Below are 24,952 nucleotides of genomic sequence, written 5' to 3'. Positions count from 1 at the left end.
TGTCATGATTCATGGTCTTTTGATTATTGTGGGAAAAGGAGAGTGCATAGTATAATAGGGAGAGATACCTCTCACATGTAAATGAGGTGAGTTAATGCAACGAGTTACAAATTGTATCGTAAAAGATCCGACTACAAACCAAGTACTAATGTTAAAGAAACCACGGAGAGGGTGGTATGTTGCGCCGGGTGGGAAAATGGAGCCTGGTGAACACATTAGAGAGTCAGTTATGCGTGAATATAAAGAAGAAACAGGTCTCACCTTACAGCAGCCAACGTTGAATGGTGTATTTTCGTTTGTCATTAAAGATGGCAATCAAACCGTTCAGGAGTGGATGATGTTCACCTTTTATTGTGAGAACTATACAGGTAATTTATTGAGTACAAGTCCAGAAGGGGAGCTCGAATGGGTCGATCTTTCCGAAGTCATGCAAAAACCAATGGCTGAAGGAGATCGTCGTTATTTTAAGCATATCTTATCTTCTAATGAAGTCCTTTATGGCACTTTTACCTATACGACGGATTTTACATTATTGGATGTAACGCTTGATCCAGCTAGCCCATAATGAAGGAGCGATGGAATATGGTTGATCAATCACAGGAAACCCAGCTCGTGATTATTACAGGAATGTCTGGTGCAGGAAAAACAGTTGCAGTTCAAAGCTTTGAGGATTTAGGTTTCTTTTGTGTAGATAACCTGCCTCCAGCGTTGCTCCCTAAGTTCTTAGAATTAATGAAAGACACCAAGAATAATATAAACAAAGTTGCCCTCGTAATGGATTTACGTGGGAGAGAGTTTTTTGACACGCTATTTGAGTCCCTTGATCGACTAGGGAAGGAAGAGTGGCTGACAGAGCATATCTTATTTTTAGATGCTGAAAATCAATCCTTAGTATCGCGGTATAAAGAGACACGGCGTTATCATCCATTAGCTCCTGAGGGAACTCCGCTAGAGGGCATTGAGCAGGAACGGATGATGCTGGATGAACTACGAGGTCGTGCTCAGGAAATCATTGATACGACAGATTTGAAGCCACGTGATCTAAGGGAACGTATCTTGGCTTCTTACTCAGAAAAGAAACAGCAAGTCTTTTCTGTTCAAGTCGTCTCATTTGGATTTAAGTATGGCTTGCCAATTGATTCCGATTTAGTTTTTGATGTGCGGTTTTTACCGAATCCGCATTATGTAGAGCATATGCGTGCCTTAACTGGATTAACGACGGAAGTTTCTTCTTACGTCTTTAAATGGACTGAGACGCAAAAATTTATGGAAAAATTGCTTGATTTACTTGGATATATGCTGCCGCAATACAAGCGAGAAGGAAAAAGCCAAATCGTTATTGCAATTGGATGTACAGGTGGACAGCACCGTTCCGTAGCAATTGCCGAGCATATAGCGAAGTATTTTTCTACCGATTACGTAACACATGTTACACATCGTGACGTCGAGAAAAGAAAGGGTAAATAGATTATGACCAATCAATCGTTACCAAGTGTGGTTGTTCTCGGTGGCGGAACAGGCATGCCTGTTTTGTTGAGAGGCCTGAAGTCTTTTCCAATTGACCTGACAGCCATCGTAACGGTAGCAGACGATGGGGGAAGCTCTGGACGATTACGCGATGAGTTATCTATTCCTGCTCCTGGAGATATCCGTAATGTAATCGCAGCCCTTTCCGATGCGGAACCAATGTTGTTGGACTTGTTTCAGCATCGATTCGCAAATGGTAATGGGTTATCTGGACATTCCATGGGCAATTTATTATTAGCTGCTATGACATCCATTACGGATGATTTTTTTCATGGAATCAAAGAGATCTCTCGTGTTTTGAATGTGAAAGGTAATATTTTACCTATTGCCAATCAGAACATGTATCTTCATGCTGTGATGGAGGATGGTTCTATTGTGTCTGGAGAGTCAAAAATTCCAGCCGCTGAAAAACGAATTAAACGGGTGTTCCTAAGTCCAGAACCGGTTCAGCCATTACCTGAAGCTGTTCAAGCAGTGAAAGATGCAGATTTAGTTGTGATTGCACCTGGAAGCCTTTATACGAGTACATTGCCTAACATGATTGTATCCCAAATTGGAGATGCGTTACGTGAGACACAAGGAAAAGTTGTTTACGTATGTAATGTCATGACTCAATTTGGAGAAACGACGGGATATACAGCAGCTGATCACGTGCAAGCCATTCACGAACACATTGGGGAAGGTTGCTTAGATGCGATTCTCGTTCATAACAAGCCAATCGCAACAGACGTGCAGAAATTATATGCTGCAGAAAACTCCAAACCTGTTGTATATGATCATGAACGGATTAAAAAATTAGGTGTGGATATTATAGAAGGAGACATTATCGATCCTAACCAAATGGCATTGCGCCATGATACATCAAAGGTCGCAAAGCTACTTGTGTCATTGATACAAAACGAGAAGCTTTAACCTTTTGTTTAGACGAAGGGGGTGAAAGGATTGTCATTTGCATCTGAGACGAAAAAAGAACTAACATCGATTGAAATTGACCCTTGTTGTATAGAAGCAGAATTAGCTGCTCTTATAAGAATGAACGGATCTGTTTCGTTTTCTAACCGTAAATATGTGCTGGATGTTCAAACCGAAAACGCAGCTATTGCGAGAAGAATCTATACGCTAGTGAAGAAGTTATATGATTTTCCTGTAGAGTTACTGGTCCGAAAAAAGATGCGACTGAAAAAGAACAACGTGTACATTGTTCGAATGAAGGAAAGTGTACGGCAGCTGTTGATGGACTTAGAAATCTTAGAGGAACCATTCACGATTATACGAACGATTTCTAAAAAGTATATGGCGAAAACCTGTTGTAAACGTGCTTATTTACGTGGCGCCTTCTTAGCAGGAGGATCAGTGAATAATCCTGAAACGTCTTCCTACCATTTGGAGATTTTCACGTTTTATGAGAATCACAACAATTCATTATGTGATCTTATGAATCAATTCGACTTACATGCCAGAGCCATTGAACGCCGAAACGGTTTTATCTGCTATTTAAAAGAAGCAGAGAAAATCACAGAATTTCTAAATATAATCGGTGCCCATCAGGCGTTATTGAAATTTGAGGACGTACGCATTATGCGTGACATGCGTAACTCTGTTAACCGTTTAGTAAACTGTGAAACGGCAAACCTTAACAAGACGATTGGGGCAGCGTTCCGTCAGGTGGAAAATATTAAGTTCATCCAGGAAACGGTTGGGCTTGAGGTGTTACCTGATAAATTACGTGAGCTAGCAATCCTTCGAGTGGAGCATCAAGATGTGACATTGAAGGAGCTTGGGGAGTTAATGACATCCAAGATTAGTAAGTCTGGTGTGAATCATCGCTTGAAGAAAATTGATGAATACGCGGACAAGGTTCGTAGAGGGGAACTTATAGTAAAAGGTTCGTAATCCATTCCTTTTTATGCTTGTTCATGATATAATTATCTTAATTAAAACGCTTCTATTGGAGAAGCGTTTTTTCTTACAACGTGTGCAAACGCTTTCGATGATAAGGTTATATAAAAGAATATATAGGTGATGGAGAGGAGAATTAAATTTGTTAGAGCGGTCAGTTACCGTTGAGTTGAAAACAGGATTGCAAGCACGACCAGCGGCATTATTTGTACAAGAAGCAAATCGATTTAATTCAGACATCTTTCTTGAAAAGGAAGGTAAACGAGTAAACGCGAAAAGTATCATGGGACTGATGAGTCTCGCAGTAGGATCAGGGGAAGAAATCCGTCTCCAAGCAGAAGGAAATGATGAAGCAGAAGCGTTAGATAAGCTAATATCATTCGTACAGGAAGATTAATTGTTTTCCTAATACCTCTAATGTGAAAATATGAACATAAACACCTATTACTAAACCATTGTGTCGATGTGGAATCGATTCACTGGTTTATTTTTTTGTTTTGTAAAGGGAAGAGAGATGAATTTAAATCTGTGAGAGTAGGTGCTTTACCTTTACGCTGCGGGAAGGTGTACACTGTACTTAGTGAAAAAAGAGAGGTGTTTGGTTATGTGTCATATATCTTTAGCGTTTTATAATGAGCAATATCTCAAGGAGTTGGAGTATTACAGGCTGCCGGAGGAGATGGTTCGTTTTACAGATTTACCTATACAAGCGATACATAAGAGTGAGCAAGATCAGCAACGGTTTCCAGTTGTGATATTGTCTGATGGCGCACCTGTGGGGTTTTTTGTTCTACATGGATGGAATGGGGTGCAAAAGTATAGTAATAATGAACAAGCTTTGTTAGTAAGAGCTTTCTCGGTTGATTCACGCTATCAAGGCAGAGGGATAGCGAAGCAATCAATGCTACTCCTTCCGCATTTTGTGAGTGAGCATTTTCAATGCAAAAATGAGATTCTTTTGGCTGTAAATCATAAGAATACTCATGCCCAGCATGTATATAGACAGAGTGGCTTTGTCGACAGAGGAAAAAGAGCAATGGGCTCAAAAGGAGAGTTGCTTCTACTTCATTTAGATATTTCGCTGTAGAAATAATTGCAAAGATTTCAGTCTTTAGTTGGAGGAATATTTTACCTTTTGATAGTATTATATGTAATATGAATTAAAATAAAAGGTACGAGAGAAAGAAGAGCGCAATTACGACCTCCCCAAGGCAGTAATTAACGATACTTTCTCCTGCTTTTTATATAAAATGGGTACTCGTTCTTGGTAGAGAGCGGGTATCTTTTTTTGGATTGGTAGCGGTCGCTCAATTCAGGATTTCGCTCATATATTTGAAATCTCGCTCATATATTTCAGCTTCCGCTCATATATTCCAATTCTCGATCATAAATCTCAAAAGTCGCTCATAAGCCCACTCTGGCCGCCCGCGAAACTCCAAACTCCAGGTTCACTATCCTTATCACATCATCCTAATCAAAAGCATTGTACTTTTCCTTAATCAGCTATAATATATATATGAATATAAAAATTATTTATTCATATACAATAATGAGGTGACACTGATGCCGAGAGGATTTACGGAAAAGGAGAAGGAAAAGATTACCGAAACGCTCATGAGTGAAGGAAAGCGGCTCTTCAGTCAGTATGGTTTGAAGAAAACAAGTGTCAATGAATTAGCAAAAGCTGCTGGTATTGCGCCAGGTTCTTTTTATACCTTTTATCAGTCTAAGGAAGCGTTGTATTTTGACATCATAGAACAGGAAGAAGAAGCGATTAAAAATTCATTTATACAATATGAGATTCCTAAAGAAGAGAATACAAAACAAGCCATTAAGGATTTACTGATGCAAACCTTTGCCATGATTGAAGAGAATGCCCTTTTTAGTCAGCTTTATCTTGAGCAGAACCATGAAGCACTTCTTAGAAAACTACCTGATGAAAAGTTACAAGCGCACTTTGACAATGATTCAGAGACGCTTGCTCTTATAACTTCTAAATGGAAGGAAGAAGGGTTCCTGCGTAATATCGATGATGATGTATTGGCAGGTCTATTTCGAGGAGTGTTCTCTATGAGTTTACACAAGAAAGAGATAGGCGAGAAGGTCTACCCTCAAACGCTTGAACTGTTAGTGGAGCTTATTGTGGACGGGCTAGTTGTTGAGGAGGGTTCATGATGAAGGATATCATCTATACGGAAAATCTCACAAAGTCCTATAAAGGTTTTCATGCAGTCGATCACGTTTCGTTAAGGGTGAAAAAAGGTGAAATCTATGGATTCCTAGGATTAAATGGTGCTGGTAAAACGACAACCATTCGTATGATGCTGGGAATGATTCGTCCTACATCAGGTACGTGCTACATTAATGGCCAACAAGTGAGTGCAGGGAATCACCACGTATGGGAGCAAGTTGGCTATATGGTAGAGACGCCGTATGCCTATCCTGAGCTTACGGTAAAAGAAAACCTCGACATCACGATGCATTTAAGGCAATTGGAGGGGAGGTGGAAAGTAGCTCGCATTATGGAGCGTCTTAAATTAACCCCTTATGAGCATAAAAAAGCGAAGCATCTTTCCATGGGTAACGCTCAGCGTTTAGGTATTGCAAAGGCACTCTTACATGAACCGGGAGTTTTATTGCTGGATGAACCTGCTAATGGCTTGGATCCTGCCGGCATTGTTGAAATTAGGGAGTTGTTGCAGGAGCTAGCTTATGAGAAAGGTACGACTATTTTTATATCGAGTCATATTCTCGGTGAAATATCCAAGATTGCTACAAAAATAGGAATCATCCATGAAGGGCGTCTTATACGTGAGCTTAGAAAAGAAGAACTACAACAACAACAGATTGTACGTTTGCTACTGAAAACGAGAGATTCATATGCAGCAGCTAAGGTTTTAAGGAACGATGGGTACACCATCCAAAGAGATGAAGATGGAAGACTAGTAACACAAGATGGCTATGCTGTGAAAAATCCTGACCAATTGGCAAAGCGGTTAGTGGAAGCTGACTTACCACCTACCATGCTTTTTGTAGAAGAGGAAGATTTAGAATCCTTTTTCTTACGAATGATTGGGGAGAAGGGAGAGGACTTTCATGCATCAACTGCGCCAAATTATATGGGTTGAATGGGTAAAGTCTCGAAAGTCCAAAGTTGTTTGGATTACCTTTTTTGCCTTCACGATGTTGCCGCTGATGGGTGGTTTCTTCATGTTTGTCTTAAAACACCCAGAATTTGCAGAACAGGCAGGTTTACTTGGAGCTAAAGCCCAGCTTGCTGGTAGTGCAGATTGGCCATCCTATTTCATGATGCTATCTCAAGGGATTGGGATTGGTGGGTTATTTATATTTGGATTTTTTACAAGTTGGATTTTCGGTCGTGAATACACAGATCGAACCGTAAAAGATCTATTAGCACTGCCATTCCCACGGACCTATGTAGCAATAGCTAAATTCATCATCGTATTATTATGGTCCGTTCTTGTTACGTTATGGGTGGCATGCATTGGCTTTTTGATAGGCTGGATGATTGGACTTCCGGAGTGGTCAACGGAAGTATTGCAGCATGGCTTGTTTGTATTATCGATTACATCCGTTCTAACGATTTTACTAAGCACGCCAGTTGCGTTGTTTGCTTGCCTAGGGCGTGGCTATTTAGCACCTTTAGGTTTTGTCATCATCACGATGATTCTTTCGCAAATCATAGCAGCAATCGGTTACGGCAGTTACTTTCCCTGGGCCATTCCAGCCTTATTTAGTAACGTAAATGGAGGAGGAAACATATTGGAGGTTGCTAGTGTAATCGTCCTTTTACTTACAAGTTCTATCGGTTTTATTGGGACACTTGGTTACTGGCGTTATGCGGATCAAAACTAACTGATTGATTAATAGGCAACCACCAACTAAATGAGAAGGTGGTTGCTTTCCCTTTTTGGTTGGCTTTGTTAAAGTTTGATGTTGATATAATAATATAGTTTATGTTCTTCCATATAAGCACCATAATCTTGAATAAATGGTGAGGCTGAATCCGTTACGTTTGTGAGGAAAGGGCTGCGGTGAAATGGTTCGCTTTCCGCGGAGGAACATGCGAGCCTCCTCGTTCGGCTACGCCTTTCTGTGGGGTCTCGCATTGTCCCTTCTTCCGCAGGAGTCTCACCATTTCCCTCCGCCCATCGGTATATCGAATAACGGATCCATCGTAGTTAGTGCTAGGTTGAGTATTATGATGTTAACAATTAGCCAATCTATTTATCATCTTAGAACACATGATATCAAAGGGATTTCAGCATGTTTTACCACCTTGAATATATGAATCAATAGTGTTGAAACTTTCCCCTTAATCCAAATAAAAGGAAATTGCCTTCCTTGATAAGGATTCCAAAACATGGCGTTGATTCGGTGGGAATTTGCGAGACTCCTGCGGAAATACGATCGAGTGAAGACCCCGCAGAGAGGCGAAGCCGAACGAGGAGGCTTCACCGATTGTCCGCGGAAAGCGAGTGAATTCCCAACGAATCAACCACTCACCACCAACACTCCTTATTCCAGATGAATGCTTCTTATCTTGAATAAGCTATTTTGATTCGATGATTCCAAATTCAACACTAAACTTAAACAGAGTCTTTTGGTAAAAAAGGGATTGATTACAATTTAACGAAAAGGGTATAGAAAAGAATGATTACCAATAGGAGTTGATGAAATTGGGTTTGTTTACGAGAGTCGATACCATTGTAGTCGGAGTTACTGACTTAGATGAGGCTACAGCGTGGTATAAAGATATTCTTGAGTTTACTGTTCTCTATCAAACGAAAGAATATGTGGTTTTACAAGTAGGAGAAGGGCAGACACCGATAACCATTGAAGAGATTGATTTGGCGGAAGTAGCTACTACTTCCACTTATCCAATTTTATATGCCAGCGAAATTGATGCTGTACATAAAACGTTACAGGAACGAAATGTTGCCGTGACCCCTATTGAAAATGATGGGACAAACAAGTTCTTTAACTTCCGTGATCCTGACGGGAATAAAATTGAAGTATGTTATTTTGAGTAGTACTAAATGTTTAGATTTATGTGGTGTACAGAACCAGCTTTCAAACAGCTTGGTTCTCTACTTCATAATAAAAACCGCATCTTTTTTCATTTCCTAGTTTCTAAAGGGACAAAATATGGAATATGTATAGGAGCGAGTGTGATAGAGGAGGTTTTTTCATTTGAAACAAGCAATGATAATCGTCAATCCTTCGTCTGGTAAAGAGGATGCGGTTGATTATGTTGAAGATATACGCTCAATATTAGCGAATAAAGGCTACGAGGTTCAGGTCTCCCAAACGGAGAAAGAGCTCGACGCGACGAAGTATTGCCAGGACGCGTGTAAAAATGAATTTGATTTAGTCGTCTCTCTAGGTGGCGATGGTACATTAAATGAAACCGTTAATGGAATGGTTGACCAACACCATCGTCCAAAGCTAGGCATTATTCCACTTGGTACCGTAAATGATTTCGCTCGAGCTATTAATGTCCCACTTGATCCGAAAAAAGCGATTGAAATCTTGCATTCTGACAATACAAGAAGCGTCGATATTGGACGCTTCAATGATCGTTACTTTGTTAATATTATCGCGATAGGGTCTGTTGCTGAAGCTATATATGAGGTGACACCTGAGGAAAAAACAAAGTTTGGTCCGCTTGCTTACATGTTGGAAGGCTTCAAAACACTGACTCATCAAAAGGAGTACCAACTAAAAATAGAGCACGGTGATCAAACGTGGGAAGGGGAATCGTTCCTTTTTCTAGCTGCCTTAACAAATTCTACTGCTGGGTTCGAAAAACTTGCCCCGGAAGCGGAAGTGAATGATGGCGTTCTCCATTGCTATATTATTAAAAAAGTAAATATGGTTCGCCTATCATCTATTGTTACATCGATTCTACGTGGGCATCTGAAGGATGACGATGACGTTGATTATTTCACAGCACAAAACCTCCACGTAAGTTCAGAGGATAAACTTGTGACAAATGTAGATGGGGAAGAAGGAGATCCTTTACCTGTTTCCATTGATGTCAAACCTGCTCATATTGATGTGATAGTAGAATAACAAGTAGCTTGTTTTGATAGATAAATACTAAACGAGTTATTAGGTACCTAATGTAGGAAGTAGTTCCGTCTTGAAGTGCAAATTTCTATTTTGCACTCCATATGGAACTACTTTTTTTGTGATGTTTAATTGAAATAGGTACTTGGGGGACTCTGTTTTATATAATAATCATCTTCTAGTGTCAAAAGTTGCAAATTTTTTAACACTACAAAGAATAAACTCAAGTGAATGGGGGAGTAAAACAAGTTGATTATAAGGAAATGGAATTAAGGTGAACATACTCACTCCCCTGATTAAAAAAATAATATATTCCATTTAGAAGGCATTAAGTGCTAAGGGGGCATGATCTTAAATGCCATTGTTTTAAAGGAGGAGAAATCATGAAGAAAGAATGGTATGAAGCTTTAACAGAAAAAGAATTAAGAAAGGCAAAGAATGGAAGTATTGCTATTGGGGTTGTAACGAAAGAAGGACGATTTTATGACGGACAATTTTACGATGAACCTAATGAAACAAATGTGAAAGATATGATTTTTGAAATTGGATCTACGACGAAAACCTTTACTAGCCTTTTGCTAGCTAAGATGGTTGTAGAGGGAACGATATCTCTAGACGATCCGATTGTAAAATACAAGCCAGAATATAAAAAGTCATTAGTGAATAATGGAAAAGAGATTACGTTCAGGCACCTTTCCACTCATCTTTCTGGGCTGCCTAGAGAAGATATGAAGGTTTTACGAAAACGAATGAAGCAGGATGAGGATGCCAAACATAATGTCTTTAAGTATTACACAACCGAAGATTTACATCGTTTTTTTACTGATTATCCATTGAAAAAACATATAGGTAAGAAATGGGGATACTCTAACTTAGGGGTAGGATTGCTTGGTAATGTATTATGCGACATATTGGGGGAGGATTATGAAACTGCGATAACCGAGCAAATTTTAACTCCTTTTGGTATGATGGATACCTTTGTAACTGTAAAGGATGAAAATCTAAACCGTTACACGACCTCTTATAATGCAAAAGGAGAACGAATCCCGCAGATTGAGATTCCAGCAACACCTGGGGCAGGAATATTAAAGAGTACACTACATGATATGCTCACTTACTTAGAATACCAAATGGGCATGAGGGACACCCATTTAAAGGATGCGGTATCTCTTTCTCATCAAATTCACGGAAATACACCATCTAAAAAAACAAAAATGGGGTTAGGCTGGTTTATCGAGAAAAAAGAATGGTGTACCGAACCAATCATTCATCATGGAGGGACCACCCTTGGGTTCCATACGTATTGTGGTTTTTTAAAAGAAAGAGGAATTGGAATTGTTGTCTTTTCTACCATTCAATTAAAACTAATCAGGTTGCTAAAGATTGCACTGAGTTTAGAGGACAACGTTAATGCAAATATTGCAAATGCTGTTTTCAAAGAGTTAATTAGTTAAGTGTATTTAACTTTAACTTATGCTGGAAGTAAGAGCTGGGCTGTCATGTATAACTAAATTTGTAGCTGAGAAGTTATGAAAATGTTGTTCTCATCACAAAAAATCGCATACGAATTAATTACGAATTCGTATGCGAAAAATATTGCTCTCTAGTGTTTTATAATCTAAAACGACCAAAGCTTTATTAGTTATTTTCTATTCGTCCGTTTTCTTCTCCATTACGCTGTCGATAAGGCCATATTCTTTCGCTTCGTGAGCTGACATGAAGTTGTCGCGGTCTGTGTCGCGTGCGATTACTTCATAATCTTGACCTGTACGCTCAGAAAGAATTTGGTTTAGTTTTTCGCGCATTTTGATAATGCGGTTCGCGTGAATTTGGATGTCTGCTGCTTGACCTTGCGTACCACCTAGTGGTTGGTGAATCATTACTTCACTGTTTGGAAGTGCGAAACGCTTGCCTGGTTCACCTGCTGCAAGAAGGAAAGCGCCCATTGAAGCAGCCATACCTGTGCAGATTGTAGATACATTTGGTTTGATAAACTGCATTGTATCATAGATGGCCATTCCAGCTGTGATGGAACCACCTGGGGAGTTAATGTATAGTGAGATATCTTTGTCTGGATCCTCAGCAGATAGGAATAGCATTTGCGCAACAATAGAGTTTGCTACGTTATCATCAATGCCACTGCCTAGCATAATAATTCTGTCTTTTAACAAACGGGAGTAAATGTCATATGCACGTTCACCACGGTTTGTTTGTTCAATAACTGTAGGTATTAAATTCATGGAATGTTCCTCCTTTAAATAATTCTGATGTACAGAAAAGTAAGTAACTATGTTTATCATACATGTAAGGTCAGGGAAGGTCAAACAAAAGGTTTTACCTTTATTTTTCTATTCTGTATGGCTTACTGAACGGGCCCCTGAGCTTTTGCCACGTCCAGCTGCGGCTCCTAGCTCCTAGCGTCATAAGCAATCTTTTCTCCAGAGGCTAAACGCCTCTTACGAAAATCTTGCTTATGCGTACGGAGCTAAGCAGTCGCTTCCGCTTTTGCCGCGTCCAGCTCCAGCGCCCAGCGACTAGTATGCTTCCCTCGCCTCCGTACGATAAGTTAACATCGAATCACGCATGATTTCGTGTTGCCTTTATCTCCTACGGTTTTAAAGGAAGTTCGATTAAAATCGCTGCATCACGTAGCAACATCGAACCAACCCACATCGTGTGGGCCGCAGCATATACGTCGCAAACCGGGCGCTTGCGCTTTTGTATATATATATTCGTGATTTATGTACGTTTGACCTTCCTTCTTTTACATGTGTATGCAAAAAGGTAGCACACTACACAATTTTTCCCCTATCTATAAAAGATAAACATCAGAAACGGGGATTATTTTTTGAGATCTTTGATTTTGTGCATGGTTTGATGGAACTGCTGGGTTAGGTCTTTTTCCCTTACATACCACACAGTCCAACCATTTCGCTGTAGAAACTGTTTGTGCTTTTCCATACGACGTTTTTTTGCAGGAAATAGTAAATCCTGTGCTCTATAATACAGAATAGCTACTTTTACGTCTAACAATGCAATGTCAACGTTAACCTTTCCAACTTTCACATGGGTAAATGGTATATAGCCATTGACTTGTAAAATGTAATACATTTTACGTAAGGAAGTTGAATGGGTAGGTGGTTGTTCTGAATAGTGTTGTAAAATGGGAATGGGATAGCAAAAATATTTAATAATGCCAATAAAGAAAATCATGAATAAAAATAAAGTCCATAAAAGCATACCTGAGCTCATTGTATCACCTCTTAGGATAGCTTTTCCTAGAGGGTGCTAAGGCATGCAGAGGAGACTCATACGAAAATTGCCACTTGAATTACAGAAGCTGTAACCCTTATAATAATACTTGTCCTTTTCATGCGCCCGTAGCTCAGTTGGATAGAGCGTTAGATTCCGGTTCTAAAGGTCGGGGGTTCGAATCCCTCCGGGCGCATTCTATAATGAAATGAGTAACCTCCCTAATTTTATAGGGAGGTTTTTTTTATATAACAGACTCCAATTACACCTTCTTCTACATACAATACATGGAAAATGTGTGATACCATATAGAAAATAATTATGTAGTCTGGAGTGTGAAGGTGATGAATGATAGTAAAAATAGAATCTCTAAAGCTTTATTCTATATAGGGATTTTCCTCGTTAGTATCGGTTGTTTGACAGGTTTTGTCTTTTTTCAAGCTCCAGGTAATATCCTTCTCATCTGTGCCATTGCTGGGTTGTTTATAGGATTGTTTTTGATTGGAATGTCAGAAGTCATCTCATTACTCTCTAAACAAAACCAAATTCTCCAAAAACAAACGGAGTTTTACCATTATTCTAAGAACGTTGATCAGTAGTGCTTTTCTTTATGTCCAGCTCCAGCGCCCAGCGCCCAGCGACTAGCAAACTTCCTGCACCTCCTTACGATAAGTCAACATCGAATCGCTAACGCTCTTCGTGTTTCCTTTATCTCATACGGATTCAAGGGAAATTCGATTAAAATCGCTACGTCACGTAGCAACATCGAACCAACCCACGTCGTGTGGGCAGCAGTTTGTACGTCGCTTAACGGGCGCTTGCGCTTTTGTTCATAAGAAAAGGTGTGTACAGGTCTACTTCTTAATGTTTATGCCTTCGTAAGTAACGAAACAGTATCAGGATCAGAACTTGTCTGGAGCTCATATTCTTGTTGGTATTTCTCATTTCCTTTTCCAGTTATCACAACCCAATCTTCCTCACCGGCCCACTCCAAAGCTTGTTTTATTGCGAGAGTACGGTCGGGTATAACAGTTCCCTTTTCATTACCGTGTTCATTCTGTAAATGCAATAGAGTGTCCTTCATATTATTAGAAGAAACCGTGTTTAGGTTATCAAAGGTTAAGATATAGGAATCACTTAGTTCGCTAGAGGTGGACAGCATCGACGCTCGTTTAGTAGGGTCTCTATCTCCTCTAAAACCGAATACATGAATGATGTTTCGTGCGCCTTGTTCTCTTACGGTTGTAAGGCAATGAAAAATGGCATCCGGTGTATGAGCATAATCGATTACTGCAGTAGCCCCGCCTTGTTGCTTGTACACTTGGAAGCGTCCCTCCACCCCAGCAAACGCTTCTAGTGATTTTTTGATTGTATCAGGGTCTATTCCTATAAGCTGTGCAGTTGCGAAAGCCATGGTAACGTTGTACATATTGTAAAGTCCCTTCAGCTCAGGGGATATAGTGATTGTATGACTGCCAGCTTGAACTTCTAGAGAGGGTGGGCTCATACTCTTAGGATTCATCCTGAAATCACTCTGCTCATCTTTTCCGATAGTGTAGAGGGATACTTTACTCTGTAAGTTATGTGCTAACTGCTCCCCCCACCCATCATCTATATTAACCACAGCTTTACCGTTTTCTTTCAACATGCCGAACAACATGCTTTTTGCTTCAAAATACTCTTCCATGGAAGCATGATAATCTAAGTGATCCTGGCTAAGGTTAGTAAATAAAGCGTAATCAAATTCCATCCCTTCAACACGATATTGGGTTAAAGCGTGAGAAGATACTTCCATGATAACTACTTGATCATTGCTTTCAGTTAACAGTTTGTTTAAACCAAGTGAATTTGGTGTGGTATTGATAGAAGGGGAGACCTCTCCGTTAATAATGTTTTGTGTCGTGCCTATTAGAGAGCAGGATTGACCATTGGCTTCTATTACTTGCTTTAATAAGTAGCTAGTAGTTGTTTTTCCGTTCGTTCCTGTTATGCCAATAAGCATTTTATCCTTTGATGGGGAATGGTAAAAGCTCTTACTTATGACACCTAAAGCTTTCCTACTATTTTTCACGTTAAAATAAGGAACGGAATAACTAGGGACTTCCTTGTCTACGATTATTGCGCAAGCACCATTTTGAAGAGCTTCGTCGATATAATCATGGCCATCTCTACTATACCCTTGTATGGCTACAAATACATAGCCTTCCTTAACGTTACGAGAGTCATCTTCTATACCATAAATAGGGGTATCTTCTTTTCCGTATAGTTGATAACTTTCTAGTTCTGTTTGCAGTTCGTGTAGTAATTCCTGAATCGTCATTTTGCTCTCCTTAAATGAAGCATATATTATGTATTTCGTTGTTATCTGTTCTTTTTAATAGGGGAGATATAGAATCAATACTTGTTAAGTACAATTGGGTGGTAAAAGGTAAATGGTACACACTTTTATCCTATACCTAACTTAAAAAAACTAAACGTTACTATGTGTTACTAAAGAAATATAATGAGGGATAGATGGTTAACGCGGATTGTGACATAAAAAAATTCTATAGTCGCAATTCTAGCTAATGGCATATAAGATAAACAAGATTTCTTTTACTCATCATTTTAATGATTTGGCTAAGGGGCTAGTCGCTCCTATTTTGAAAAAGTTGCTCTGAATGTGGAAAAAGTCGCTCCAAAAATTAAAAAGTCGATCCTATATAAAGAAAGTCGCTCTTAATTTCGAAAACTTGCTCGCAAAAGGTCCCAGCGAATCCCAACGCACGTCCGCCGCCTGTACATCGCTTATTAAGATAAAAAGTAATCCGAAGCAATAAAAATTATTATCCCAGTAAAAGTATTGAATGTAAAACCTCTCTCTAATAAATACAAAATTTGATACAATAGATGTAAACGTTTTCTAGGAATTAGGGGCGAAAAAGGTGAAACCACAGTTAACGCAAGAGCAAAAGCTTACGTGGAAAATGACGCAACGTTTAAGTCAGGCTATCGAAATCCTTCAATATAATGGAGTAGAGCTGGAAGAATACTTAGAAAAGCAAGTGGAGGAGAATCCTCTTTTAGAGTGGAAGAAAGGGGAACTTCCTTCTTCCGGAAGTGCGTATCCTGTTTCAGGGGTGCCGGAGAAAGAGCAGGATTTGTATGAGTATCTAAAAGATCAGCTTTTAGATATTCCTATGAAAGCACAAGTGAAGCAGGCAGTTGAATTTGGGATAGATAGTTTAAATGAGCATGGCTATTTTGATATAGATGTGCAAGAGTGGGAAAGGGAAGTTCAGGTTAATCAAGAAACGATGGAAGAGGCCATCCAAATTATTCAGTCGTTAGAACCAGCAGGAATAGGTGCATGGTCGTTACAGGAGAGTATCTCCCTCCAGTTACAACGCCTCGGATGTGGAGCAAATGTAATTGATTTGGTACACAACCATTTACAACTTGTAGCGGATCAAGATGTGGAGAGAATTGCTGAAATCTATGACTTTACTGATGAGGAAGCAAAGGACGCAATAGATCTGATCCAAAGCTGTCATCCAAGGCCAGGTCTTCAAGTTGCGCCGGTCCAGCAGGATTATATCGTTCCTGATGCCTATATTTATAAGAAAGATGGAGCATGGCAAGTAGAACTATCTGTCTATAATCAACCTACTATTACAATGGATGAATCGTTCCTTCATTTATCCGAAAAGGACCAAGAAGCTCAGGCGTTTATCCAGGAGAAATATAAGCATGCCGAGTGGCTTCAAATGGCAATTGAGCAACGGAAAAAGAATGTGTTGTCTATTATAGAGAGCATTGTGCAGAAGCAAGAAGCCTTTTTTGATGCAGGACCTATGCAAGTACATGCGTTACGGTTGCGTGAAATTGCAGATGAGGTTACCTTACATGTGTCTACCGTTAGTCGTGCCATTCGCAATAAGTATATTCAAACACCGCATGGCATTTATCCAGTGAAATTCTTCTTTCAGCAAGGCGTTAAAATGCGAAAGGGACAAGAAGCATCTTCCTACACGATTAAGCAATTACTAAAAGAAACGATTCAGCTTGAGGACCCAAAGAAGCCTTATTCAGACCAAACCCTTAGTGTAATGCTAAAGGACGAGTTTGGTATTTACTTATCTAGACGAACAGTGGCAAAATATCGAAAAGAATTACGTATCCCTTCCTCTACAGAAAGGAAAAAGAAAGGATGACACAATCGATGAACCAAGAAATCATTTTATATGGAAAAAAAGACTGCCACTTATGTGAGGATGCAAAAGCCGTGTTAAAAGAGCTTCAGGGGGAATTTGATTTTACTATTAAAGAGCTGGATATCTATGAAGATGACCGTTTATTAGAACGATATCAAGTGATGATTCCTGTAGTCGAAATCGACGGAGAAGAAGTGGATTTTGGGCAAATTAGTGAACATTTAATTAGAAACCGTTTACATCAGAAAAATGCGTAACCTCTTAGTTGCAAGGGCAAAGGGGTACTGTTACAATAAACCTGTAAGTGAGCTTGAACGTATTTTTTTGGTCCTACTGGGACATAATACGGCATAGCGGGACAAAAAAGCTCCCGCTGAGGCTTGCATACAGCAAAGGAGCTTTACCATGAGGGCACTAATAGACTTACAGAGTAAACTATTCCCCGATGTATTGGAAGTTATGCAAAGAAGATATGAAATTCTTCATTTCATCCAATTGATGGAACCAATTGGTAGAAGAAGTCTTGCTGAAAATATGAAAATCGCAGAACGTACCGTTCGTTCTGAAATTGATTTCATACATGAGCAGGGTTTCATTGAGGTTACCACCAAGGGAATGCACTTAACCAATGAAGGCAAGCAAGTTATTTTTCAACTCAGTGAGTTTATGAAAGAGCTAAAAGGTGTAACACAATTAGAGGAACAACTAAAACAGCAATTGAACTTACAACATGTCGTAGTGGTTCCTGGGAATAGTGATGAACTCTCATGGGTAAAACAGGAAATGGGTAAGGCATGCGTTCGATACATGAAGCAACAATTAAAATCGAACGAGACCATTGCCGTTACTGGTGGAGGCACAATCGCAGCAGTAGCTGAAATGATGACTCCATTAGAGAAGGCAAGAAATTGTCTATTTGTACCGGCTAGAGGTGGCCTAGGGGAACAGCTTGAAAATCAAGCGAACACGATTTGTGCTGAAATGGCGAAGAAAGCAAATGGGAATTATCGCTTGTTATATGTACCTGATCCTCTTAGCGAAGAATCCTACCAAACCATTATTGGAGAACCTTCCGTGAAAGAAGTACTTGAGTTAATTCGAGGGGCGAACATTATCGTACATGGTATCGGTGATGCGATTACGATGGCTGATCGAAGAAAAACTCCAAGTGATGTTATGGAAACAATCCAACATGGCAATGCCGTAGGTGAAGCATTTGGCTATTACTTTAACCAACATGGAGATATTGTGCACAAGGTACGCACAGTAGGAATCCAATTAGAAGATTTACAACATACTAATTGTGTTATTGCGGTAGCAGGAGGCCGGTCAAAAGCCCAGGCGATTTCATCCTACTTTCAACAAGCACAATCCAATGTACTTATCACAGATGAAGGTGCAGCAAAAGAGTTACTAAAGGGAAATTCCCTTTAATATAAAAATATCCAAGAATGCTCAAGGAGGAATTTTTCATGGCAATCAGAATTGGTATTAACGGTTTCGGACGTATCGGACGTAGCGTATTCCGCGCAGCTTGGAACAACGACGATGTAGAAATCGTAGCACTTAACGACCTTACAGATGCAGACATGCTAGCTCATCTACTTCAATATGACACCGTACATGGTACATTCTCAGAAGAAGTGGAAGTGAACGGTAAAAACCTAGTAGTAGGTGGAAAAGAAATCACTGTTCTATCTGAGCGCGATCCAGCTAACTTAAGTTGGGGCGAGCAAGGCGTTGACATTGTAATCGAATCTACTGGTCGCTTCACGAAGCGCGAGGATGCTAGTAAGCACCTTGATGCAGGCGCGAAGAAAGTTATCATCTCTGCTCCAGCTAAAGGCGAAGACCTTACAGTTGTTATGGGTGTTAACGAAGGTGACTATGACAAAGACAACCACCACGTTATCTCCAACGCATCTTGTACAACAAACTGCCTAGCACCATACGCGAAAGTTCTTGATGAGAAGTTCGGTCTTAAGCGCGGTATGATGACTACAGTTCACTCTTACACAGCTGACCAACAAATCCAAGACGCACCTCACAAAGACTATCGTCGTGCACGTGCGGCAGCTGAAAACATCATTCCAACAACTACTGGTGCAGCTAGTGCTGTTGCGAAAGTTCTTCCACAACTAGATGGCAAGCTTTCTGGTATGGCTATGCGTGTTCCAACGAAGAACGTTTCTCTAGTTGACCTTGTTGCTGAATTAGATCAAAACGTATCTGCTGAAGACGTGAATGCAGCTCTTAAAGAAGCAGCTGAAGGCGATCTAAAAGGCATCTTAGACTATACAGAAAAAGAACTTGTATCTGTTGACTATAACGGTAGCACAGCTTCTTCTACTATCGATGCTGCATCTACTCTAGTTATCGAAGACAACATGGTAAAAGTTGTTTCTTGGTATGACAACGAGTATGGCTACTCTAACCGTTGTGTAGACCTAGCTGTTTATCTAGCTAACCAAGGTCTTTAATTCTTAAAATAAGAAGGATTTAATACCTTGAAAATCGTATTAAGATAAGGGACACCATCGCAAAGTGAAGGGGGAGCATACCTCCTCCTTTGCGATGTTTGTTTGAAATAGTCTTTGAAAAGAATGGAAGCACACCATAACTTTACCATGTCGGCATCTTTTCATTTCTGTTTCAAATCCTTGTTACACGTTTGCTCATCAAGGAAAGATGGGAACGTACATACAGGGGAAGATAAAACTCATTCCAAGGTAATTAAAAAGGAGGTCCTATTCCCGTGAACGTGAATGAAAAGAAGTCCATTCAAGACGTAGATGTGAAAGGGAAAAAGGTTTTTTGCCGCGTTGATTTCAACGTACCAATGCAAGATGGTGAAGTAACGGATGATTCTCGTATCCGTGCTGCAATTCCAACCATTCAATATTTAATCGAACAAGGTGCAAAAGTAATTCTTGCAAGCCACCTTGGCCGACCTAAAGGTGAAGCGGTGGAAGAGCTACGACTAGATCCAGTAGCTAAACGCTTAAGTAACCTGATGGACCGTACCGTTACCAAAACGGACGAAGCATACGGTAGCGAAGTAGACGAGGCGATTTCCCAAATGGAATCAGGCGATGTACTACTTCTTGAAAATGTTCGCTTCTACCCAGGCGAAGAAAAGAACGATGCAGAACTAGCGAAGCAATTCGCAAATCTTGCAGACGTTTATGTTAATGACGCCTTTGGTGCTGCTCACCGTGCTCATGCTTCAACGGAAGGTATTGCACACCACATTCCAGCAGTAGCAGGCTACCTGATGGAAAAGGAACTGCGTGTCCTTGGGAATGCGTTACAAGACCCTGACAGACCATTTACTGCTATTATTGGTGGCGCTAAAGTGAAAGACAAAATTGGCGTAATTGATAACTTAATTGATAAGGTAGATAACTTAATTATCGGCGGTGGACTAGCTTATACGTTCGTAAAAGCACAAGGCTATGAAATCGGAAAATCCTTATTAGAAGAAGATAAAATCGAAACTGCTAAAGAATATATGCAAAAAGCAGAAGAAAAAGGCGTTAATTTCGTTATGCCTGTAGACGTTATCGTTGGAGATGACTTCTCTAATGATGCGAATACGCAAACTGTTGATATCGATAGCATCCCAGCAGATTGGGAAGCAATGGATATCGGTCCGAAGACCATTGAAAAATATAGCGACATTGTGAAAAACTCTAAGCTAGTTATCTGGAATGGACCTATGGGCGTTTTTGAACTAGAAACGTTCGCTAAGGGTACAAAAGGCGTTGCAGAAGCTCTAGGTCAAACAGAAGGCTATACTGTAATCGGCGGCGGCGACTCCGCAGCAGCTGTTGAAAAATTTGGTTATTCTGATCAAATGGATCACATGTCTACAGGTGGCGGAGCTTCTCTAGAGTTCATGGAAGGTAAAGATCTTCCTGGCGTTGTAGCGCTTAACGACAAATAAACGACTGAATAATAGAACGACAGGCAAAGAGCCTCTAACACGTTTGAAAAATTGAAAAGACGAGGTGACATCATGCGTAAAAAAGTGATTGCAGGTAACTGGAAAATGAACAAACTTTTAAACGAAGCTGAAGATTTCGTTACAGATGTAAAAGGTGACGTACCTTCCTTCGATCAGGTTGAAACCGTTGTGGTAGCACCATTCACACATCTTCATCCACTTGTTCAAAAAGCAGCAGGTAGTGATGTGAAAATCGGTGCACAGAACATGTACCATGAAGATAATGGCGCATTCACAGGTGAAGTTAGTCCAGAAATGCTAAAAGACATCGGAGTAGATTATGTTGTATTAGGTCACTCTGAGCGTCGTGAACTTTTCGCTGAAACAGATGAATCTGTTAACAAGAAAGTACATGCTTCCTTTAAACACAATCTTACTCCAATCGTATGTGTTGGCGAGTCTGATGAGCAACGTGAAGCAGATCAAGCTAGTGAAGTAGTAGAAGCACAAGTAAAAAAAGCGCTTGAAGGCTTAACAAATGAACAAGTACAAGATGTCATTATTGCATATGAACCAATCTGGGCGATTGGCACAGGCAAAACAGCAACAGCAGAAGATGCAAATGCAATGTGCGCACACATTCGTAACGTTGTAAAAAGCTTCGCGAACGAAGAAGCTGCTAATCAACTACGCGTTCAGTACGGTGGAAGCGTGAAGCCAGCTAACGTAGAAGAGTTACTTGGCCAATCTGACATTGATGGTGCACTAGTAGGTGGCGCAAGTCTTAAAGCTGATTCTTTCTTACAATTAGTGGAGGCAGGCAAACATGAGTAACAACAACTTAGCAGCTCTCATCATCCTTGATGGATATGGACTGCGTGAAGAAGAGTACGGAAATGCTGTAAAACAAGCGAACACACCAAACTTCGATCGCCTTTGGAATCAGTATCCTCATACGCAGCTTACCGCTAAAGGAGAAGCTGTAGGCCTACCGGAAGGCCAAATGGGGAACTCCGAAGTTGGTCACTTAAACATTGGTGCTGGTCGTATTGTGTATCAAAGCTTAACCCGCGTGAATATGTCCATTCGAGAAGGCGACTTTTTTGAAAATGAACGCTTTATCGAAGCCATTGAGAACGCGAAGCAAAATGATAAAGCATTACACCTATTCGGTTTGTTATCTGATGGCGGTATTCACAGCCATATCGAGCACTTGTATGCATTGCTTGAAATGGCAGCTAACCGTAATCTAGAGAAAGTCTATATACACGGATTCCTAGATGGTCGTGACGTAGGACAGAAATCTGCCAAGCAATATATCGAAGCACTTCAAAACAAGATGGAAGAACTAGGTGTGGGAGAATTAGCTACTCTCTCTGGCCGTTATTATTCCATGGACCGAGACAAACGCTGGGACCGCGTGGAAAAGGCCTACCGCGCAATGGTTTACGGTGAAGGTCCTGCTTATCAAGATCCTATCCAGCTTGTAGATGATTCGTACGCAAACGAAATCTATGATGAATTCGTACTTCCATCTGTGTTAACAGATGAAGACGGTAATCCACGTGCGACGGTGGAAGATGAAGATTCCATTATCTTCTATAACTTCCGTCCAGACCGTGCAATCCAAATTTCTCGTACGTTTGCAAATGAAGATTTCCGTGAGTTCGATCGTGGAGATAAAGCTCCACAGAACCTTCATTTTGTAATGCTGACAAACTTTAGTGAAACCGTTGATGGCTATGTTGCCTACAAGCCAGTAAATCTGGATAACACAGTAGGTGAAGTACTTGCCCAGAACAACATGAAGCAACTGCGCATTGCGGAAACGGAAAAATATCCACACGTTACCTTCTTTATGAGTGGTGGACGTGAAGCAGAATTTGAAGGAGAAGAACGAATCCTAATCGATTCTCCTAAAGTTGCAACCTACGACTTGCAACCAGAAATGAGTGCGTATGAAGTGACTGATGCCCTGCTCAAGGAACTTGATGCAGACAAGCACAACGCAATCATCCTTAACTTCGCAAACCCTGACATGGTTGGTCACAGTGGAATGATGGAGCCAACGATTAAGGCAATCGAGACAGTGGATGAATGCTTAGGAAAAATCATTGATAAGATTACCGACAAAGGTGGCCATGCCATCATCACTGCAGACCATGGTAATGCAGATGAGGTAACAACACCTGAAGGTAAAGCAATGACAGCTCATACGACAAATCCTGTCCCTGTTATCGTAACGAAGGACGGAATTGAACTACGTGATGGAGGAATCCTGGGCGATCTTTCTCCAACCCTACTTGATTTACTACAAGTAGAATTGCCGAAAGAAATGACAGGCGAATCCTTAATCAAAAAATCTGATCAATAAAAAAAAGGAGAGTTTTTCATGCCATATATTACGGACGTTTATGCACGCGAAGTATTAGATTCTCGTGGTAATCCAACAGTTGAAGTAGAAGTTTACACGGAATCTGGCGCTTACGGTACAGCACTAGTACCTAGTGGTGCTTCTACAGGTGAATTCGAAGCAGTTGAACTACGTGACGGCGACAAAAATCGCTATGTAGGTAAAGGCGTACAACAAGCCGTTGAAAATGTAAACGAAAAAATCGGACCAGAGCTACTAGGCTTTGACGTTACTCGCCAGGTTATCATCGACCAAGTGATGATCGAGCTTGACGGTACAGACAACAAAGGTAACCTTGGAGCGAACGCTATCCTTGGCGTATCCATGGCTGTTGCACATGCAGCTGCTGACTTCGTTGGCGTTCCTCTTTATCAATATCTTGGAGGATTCAACGCGAAGAAACTTCCAGTACCAATGATGAACATTCTTAACGGTGGAGAGCACGCTGACAACAACGTAGACATTCAAGAATTCATGATCATGCCAGTTGGCGCGCCAACATTCCATGAAGCTCTACGTACAGGCGCTGAAATTTTCCATTCCCTTAAGAAAGTTCTGAAGGAAAAAGGATATAGCACTGGTGTAGGTGACGAAGGTGGTTTCGCACCAAACCTAGGTTCTAACGAAGAAGCTCTATCTACTATCATCGAAGCAATTGAAGCTGCAGGCTACAAGCCAGGCGAAGAAGTTCAGCTTGCAATGGACGTTGCCTCTTCTGAAATCTATGAAGACGGCAAGTACAACCTTAAAGGCGAAGGCGTAACACGCACAGCTGAAGAAATGGTTAATTGGTACGAAGAGCTAGTTAATAAATATCCAATCATCTCCATTGAAGATGGTCTAGATGAAAACGATTGGGAAGGTACTAAGCTTCTAACAGAGCGCATTGGCGACCGTGTTCAACTAGTAGGTGACGACCTATTCGTTACAAACACAGAACGTCTTAACCGCGGAATCGAAGAAGGCGTTGGTAACTCTATCCTAATCAAAGTGAACCAAATCGGTACACTTACAGAAACATTCCAAGCAATCGAAATGGCGAAAGAAGCAGGCTACACTGCAGTTATCTCTCACCGTTCTGGTGAAACAGAAGACGCAACGATTGCTGACATTGCGGTTGCAACAAACGCAGGTCAAATCAAAACAGGTGCACCATCTCGTACCGACCGCGTAGCGAAATACAACCAGCTACTACGTATCGAAGACGTACTAGCAGGCACTGGCGTTTACGCTGGTAAAAAAGCATTCTACAACCTTAATAAGTAAGGTTCTCTATAGGAAAAGCCTCTCTGCAAATCAGAGAGGCTTTTTTTGTTGTATAGGCAGTTGTGATACAATCAAGAAAGATTTAAGACTTACTTGTACGAGATATAGATGTGGAGGTCACTAATGCTAAGCGATATTTCTATTTTCACCCTTATCATGATTCTTGTTGTACTAGCTATTCCTATCTATTTATCGGTATGGGCATACAAAGACGCGAAGCAAAAGGATAAAGGTGCTGCATATCCGGTTGTGGTCTTCTTAATGGTGCTGTGCTTACCGTTTGTTGGCATCTTCCTGTATGCCATGTTTCGGAATCGATAACTATGTAATTTGCACATAAAAACCATCATTGGAATAGTTTCA

Annotated in this window: 25 protein-coding genes and 1 tRNA gene; 23 read left to right on the top strand and 3 right to left on the bottom strand. The window is 40.5% G+C overall.

Annotation, left to right across the window (positions count from 1 at the left end; all coding sequences use genetic code 11):
* The first annotated feature begins 94 nt into the window (after positions 1-94).
* The 12 genes from N782_RS09415 to N782_RS09360 all read left to right on the top strand — a co-directional run bounded on the left by N782_RS09415 (position 95) and on the right by N782_RS09360 (position 10,973).
* On the top strand, positions 95-565 hold the full coding sequence (locus N782_RS09415) for an 8-oxo-dGTP diphosphatase (protein ID WP_036818871.1): 471 nt from the start codon (positions 95-97) through the stop codon (positions 563-565).
* 17 nt (positions 566-582) lie between these two features.
* Positions 583-1,467: an RNase adapter RapZ gene (gene rapZ / locus N782_RS09410; protein ID WP_036818869.1), complete on the top strand. Its 885-nt coding sequence runs from the start codon at positions 583-585 to the stop codon at positions 1,465-1,467.
* A gap of 3 nt (positions 1,468-1,470) precedes the next feature.
* Positions 1,471-2,439, top strand: coding sequence for a gluconeogenesis factor YvcK family protein (locus tag N782_RS09405; RefSeq protein WP_036818867.1), 969 nt, complete (start codon positions 1,471-1,473; stop codon positions 2,437-2,439).
* A 30-nt stretch (positions 2,440-2,469) separates the two neighbouring features.
* The gene (gene whiA, locus N782_RS09400) at positions 2,470-3,420 is read left to right on the top strand and encodes a DNA-binding protein WhiA (RefSeq protein ID WP_036818866.1); all 951 of its coding nucleotides are present in this window, start codon (positions 2,470-2,472) and stop codon (positions 3,418-3,420) included.
* A gap of 148 nt (positions 3,421-3,568) precedes the next feature.
* Positions 3,569-3,823 (top strand): HPr family phosphocarrier protein, encoded by a 255-nt coding sequence (locus N782_RS09395; protein WP_036818865.1) that lies wholly within the window; start codon positions 3,569-3,571, stop codon positions 3,821-3,823.
* 207 nt (positions 3,824-4,030) lie between these two features.
* Positions 4,031-4,513 (top strand): GNAT family N-acetyltransferase, encoded by a 483-nt coding sequence (locus tag N782_RS09390; protein WP_036818863.1) that lies wholly within the window; start codon positions 4,031-4,033, stop codon positions 4,511-4,513.
* A gap of 476 nt (positions 4,514-4,989) precedes the next feature.
* A complete protein-coding gene (locus N782_RS09385; protein ID WP_036818860.1) occupies positions 4,990-5,601 on the top strand; it encodes a TetR/AcrR family transcriptional regulator in 612 nt (203 codons plus the stop codon).
* Positions 5,601-6,554, top strand: a complete 954-nt coding sequence (locus N782_RS09380; RefSeq protein WP_152600749.1) for an ABC transporter ATP-binding protein — start codon at positions 5,601-5,603, stop codon at positions 6,552-6,554. The genes N782_RS09385 and N782_RS09380 overlap by 1 nt, the downstream gene beginning before the upstream one ends.
* Entirely contained in the window at positions 6,523-7,302 is a 780-nt protein-coding gene (locus tag N782_RS09375) for an ABC transporter permease (RefSeq protein WP_036818857.1), read from the top strand. Before N782_RS09380 ends, N782_RS09375 begins: the two co-directional genes overlap by 32 nt.
* 818 nt (positions 7,303-8,120) lie before the next feature.
* On the top strand, positions 8,121-8,480 hold the full coding sequence (locus tag N782_RS09370; protein WP_084103038.1) for a VOC family protein: 360 nt from the start codon (positions 8,121-8,123) through the stop codon (positions 8,478-8,480).
* A gap of 160 nt (positions 8,481-8,640) precedes the next feature.
* Positions 8,641-9,522 carry a diacylglycerol/lipid kinase family protein gene (locus tag N782_RS09365; RefSeq protein WP_036818855.1) on the top strand — a complete coding sequence of 294 codons (882 nt, stop codon included), beginning with the start codon at positions 8,641-8,643 and terminating at the stop codon, positions 9,520-9,522.
* A 380-nt stretch (positions 9,523-9,902) separates the two neighbouring features.
* Positions 9,903-10,973 (top strand): serine hydrolase domain-containing protein, encoded by a 1,071-nt coding sequence (locus N782_RS09360; RefSeq protein ID WP_036818853.1) that lies wholly within the window; start codon positions 9,903-9,905, stop codon positions 10,971-10,973.
* A gap of 195 nt (positions 10,974-11,168) precedes the next feature.
* Here the strand turns inward: N782_RS09360 and clpP are convergent, their stop codons facing one another.
* Both clpP and N782_RS09350 read right to left on the bottom strand, forming a co-directional pair.
* The gene (clpP, locus tag N782_RS09355; RefSeq protein WP_272913644.1) at positions 11,169-11,819 is read right to left on the bottom strand and encodes an ATP-dependent Clp endopeptidase proteolytic subunit ClpP; all 651 of its coding nucleotides are present in this window, start codon (positions 11,817-11,819) and stop codon (positions 11,169-11,171) included.
* 541 nt (positions 11,820-12,360) lie between these two features.
* The gene (locus N782_RS09350; RefSeq protein ID WP_036818849.1) at positions 12,361-12,771 is read right to left on the bottom strand and encodes a hypothetical protein; all 411 of its coding nucleotides are present in this window, start codon (positions 12,769-12,771) and stop codon (positions 12,361-12,363) included.
* A gap of 122 nt (positions 12,772-12,893) precedes the next feature.
* On the opposite strand from N782_RS09350, the gene N782_RS09345 reads away from it, so the two are divergent.
* Both N782_RS09345 and N782_RS09340 read left to right on the top strand, forming a co-directional pair.
* Positions 12,894-12,967 (top strand) — tRNA-Arg (locus N782_RS09345).
* Between the two features lie 148 nt (positions 12,968-13,115).
* Positions 13,116-13,370: a hypothetical protein gene (locus N782_RS09340; RefSeq protein ID WP_036818847.1), complete on the top strand. Its 255-nt coding sequence runs from the start codon at positions 13,116-13,118 to the stop codon at positions 13,368-13,370.
* A 269-nt stretch (positions 13,371-13,639) separates the two neighbouring features.
* Here N782_RS09340 and N782_RS09335 read toward each other — a convergent pair whose 3' ends face one another.
* Positions 13,640-15,091, bottom strand: a complete 1,452-nt coding sequence (locus N782_RS09335) for a UDP-N-acetylmuramoyl-L-alanyl-D-glutamate--2,6-diaminopimelate ligase (protein ID WP_036818845.1) — start codon at positions 15,089-15,091, stop codon at positions 13,640-13,642.
* 604 nt (positions 15,092-15,695) lie between these two features.
* Between N782_RS09335 and rpoN the strand changes: the two genes are divergently transcribed.
* From rpoN to N782_RS09290, 9 genes are all read left to right on the top strand, one after another.
* Positions 15,696-16,964, top strand: a complete 1,269-nt coding sequence (gene rpoN / locus N782_RS09330) for an RNA polymerase factor sigma-54 (protein WP_036818842.1) — start codon at positions 15,696-15,698, stop codon at positions 16,962-16,964.
* The gene (locus N782_RS09325) at positions 16,961-17,221 is read left to right on the top strand and encodes a glutaredoxin family protein (protein ID WP_237582633.1); all 261 of its coding nucleotides are present in this window, start codon (positions 16,961-16,963) and stop codon (positions 17,219-17,221) included. Before rpoN ends, N782_RS09325 begins: the two co-directional genes overlap by 4 nt.
* Positions 17,222-17,369: 148 nt before the next feature.
* On the top strand, positions 17,370-18,398 hold the full coding sequence (locus N782_RS09320; protein WP_036818839.1) for a sugar-binding transcriptional regulator: 1,029 nt from the start codon (positions 17,370-17,372) through the stop codon (positions 18,396-18,398).
* A 38-nt stretch (positions 18,399-18,436) separates the two neighbouring features.
* The gene (gene gap / locus N782_RS09315) at positions 18,437-19,444 is read left to right on the top strand and encodes a type I glyceraldehyde-3-phosphate dehydrogenase (RefSeq protein WP_036818836.1); all 1,008 of its coding nucleotides are present in this window, start codon (positions 18,437-18,439) and stop codon (positions 19,442-19,444) included.
* A 281-nt stretch (positions 19,445-19,725) separates the two neighbouring features.
* Positions 19,726-20,910 (top strand): phosphoglycerate kinase, encoded by a 1,185-nt coding sequence (locus N782_RS09310; protein WP_036818919.1) that lies wholly within the window; start codon positions 19,726-19,728, stop codon positions 20,908-20,910.
* Between the two features lie 72 nt (positions 20,911-20,982).
* A complete protein-coding gene (tpiA, locus tag N782_RS09305) occupies positions 20,983-21,744 on the top strand; it encodes a triose-phosphate isomerase (protein ID WP_036818833.1) in 762 nt (253 codons plus the stop codon).
* Positions 21,737-23,284, top strand: coding sequence for a 2,3-bisphosphoglycerate-independent phosphoglycerate mutase (gene gpmI, locus N782_RS09300; protein ID WP_036818831.1), 1,548 nt, complete (start codon positions 21,737-21,739; stop codon positions 23,282-23,284). The genes tpiA and gpmI overlap by 8 nt, the downstream gene beginning before the upstream one ends.
* 18 nt (positions 23,285-23,302) lie before the next feature.
* Positions 23,303-24,589, top strand: coding sequence for a phosphopyruvate hydratase (eno, locus tag N782_RS09295; RefSeq protein WP_036818829.1), 1,287 nt, complete (start codon positions 23,303-23,305; stop codon positions 24,587-24,589).
* A 123-nt stretch (positions 24,590-24,712) separates the two neighbouring features.
* Positions 24,713-24,910, top strand: a complete 198-nt coding sequence (locus tag N782_RS09290) for a hypothetical protein (RefSeq protein ID WP_036818826.1) — start codon at positions 24,713-24,715, stop codon at positions 24,908-24,910.
* Positions 24,911-24,952 lie beyond the last annotated feature (42 nt).

Source organism: Pontibacillus yanchengensis Y32 (genome assembly GCF_000770635.1).
Lineage (GTDB): Bacteria > Bacillota > Bacilli > Bacillales > BH030062 > Pontibacillus > Pontibacillus yanchengensis.
The sequence above is the reverse complement of the archived record's forward strand: the minus strand, read 5'-3'. Positions and strand labels throughout refer to the sequence as shown.

Excerpts from the sequence above, each read along its gene's own strand:
- N782_RS09415 (WP_036818871.1), top strand. The coding sequence starts at position 95 with ATGCAACGAGTTACAAATTGTATCGTAAAAGATCCGACTACAAACCAA.
- rapZ (WP_036818869.1), top strand. The coding sequence starts at position 583 with ATGGTTGATCAATCACAGGAAACCCAGCTCGTGATTATTACAGGAATG.
- N782_RS09405 (WP_036818867.1), top strand. The coding sequence starts at position 1,471 with ATGACCAATCAATCGTTACCAAGTGTGGTTGTTCTCGGTGGCGGAACA.
- N782_RS09390 (WP_036818863.1), top strand. The coding sequence starts at position 4,031 with ATGTGTCATATATCTTTAGCGTTTTATAATGAGCAATATCTCAAGGAG.
- N782_RS09385 (WP_036818860.1), top strand. The coding sequence starts at position 4,990 with ATGCCGAGAGGATTTACGGAAAAGGAGAAGGAAAAGATTACCGAAACG.
- N782_RS09380 (WP_152600749.1), top strand. The coding sequence starts at position 5,601 with ATGAAGGATATCATCTATACGGAAAATCTCACAAAGTCCTATAAAGGT.
- N782_RS09375 (WP_036818857.1), top strand. The coding sequence starts at position 6,523 with ATGCATCAACTGCGCCAAATTATATGGGTTGAATGGGTAAAGTCTCGA.
- N782_RS09370 (WP_084103038.1), top strand. The coding sequence starts at position 8,121 with ATGAAATTGGGTTTGTTTACGAGAGTCGATACCATTGTAGTCGGAGTT.
- N782_RS09360 (WP_036818853.1), top strand. The coding sequence starts at position 9,903 with ATGAAGAAAGAATGGTATGAAGCTTTAACAGAAAAAGAATTAAGAAAG.
- clpP (WP_272913644.1), bottom strand. The coding sequence starts at position 11,819 with ATGATAAACATAGTTACTTACTTTTCTGTACATCAGAATTATTTAAAG.
- N782_RS09350 (WP_036818849.1), bottom strand. The coding sequence starts at position 12,771 with ATGAGCTCAGGTATGCTTTTATGGACTTTATTTTTATTCATGATTTTC.
- N782_RS09340 (WP_036818847.1), top strand. The coding sequence starts at position 13,116 with ATGAATGATAGTAAAAATAGAATCTCTAAAGCTTTATTCTATATAGGG.
- N782_RS09335 (WP_036818845.1), bottom strand. The coding sequence starts at position 15,091 with ATGACGATTCAGGAATTACTACACGAACTGCAAACAGAACTAGAAAGT.
- N782_RS09325 (WP_237582633.1), top strand. The coding sequence starts at position 16,961 with ATGACACAATCGATGAACCAAGAAATCATTTTATATGGAAAAAAAGAC.
- N782_RS09320 (WP_036818839.1), top strand. The coding sequence starts at position 17,370 with ATGAGGGCACTAATAGACTTACAGAGTAAACTATTCCCCGATGTATTG.
- gap (WP_036818836.1), top strand. The coding sequence starts at position 18,437 with ATGGCAATCAGAATTGGTATTAACGGTTTCGGACGTATCGGACGTAGC.
- tpiA (WP_036818833.1), top strand. The coding sequence starts at position 20,983 with ATGCGTAAAAAAGTGATTGCAGGTAACTGGAAAATGAACAAACTTTTA.
- gpmI (WP_036818831.1), top strand. The coding sequence starts at position 21,737 with ATGAGTAACAACAACTTAGCAGCTCTCATCATCCTTGATGGATATGGA.
- eno (WP_036818829.1), top strand. The coding sequence starts at position 23,303 with ATGCCATATATTACGGACGTTTATGCACGCGAAGTATTAGATTCTCGT.
- N782_RS09290 (WP_036818826.1), top strand. The coding sequence starts at position 24,713 with ATGCTAAGCGATATTTCTATTTTCACCCTTATCATGATTCTTGTTGTA.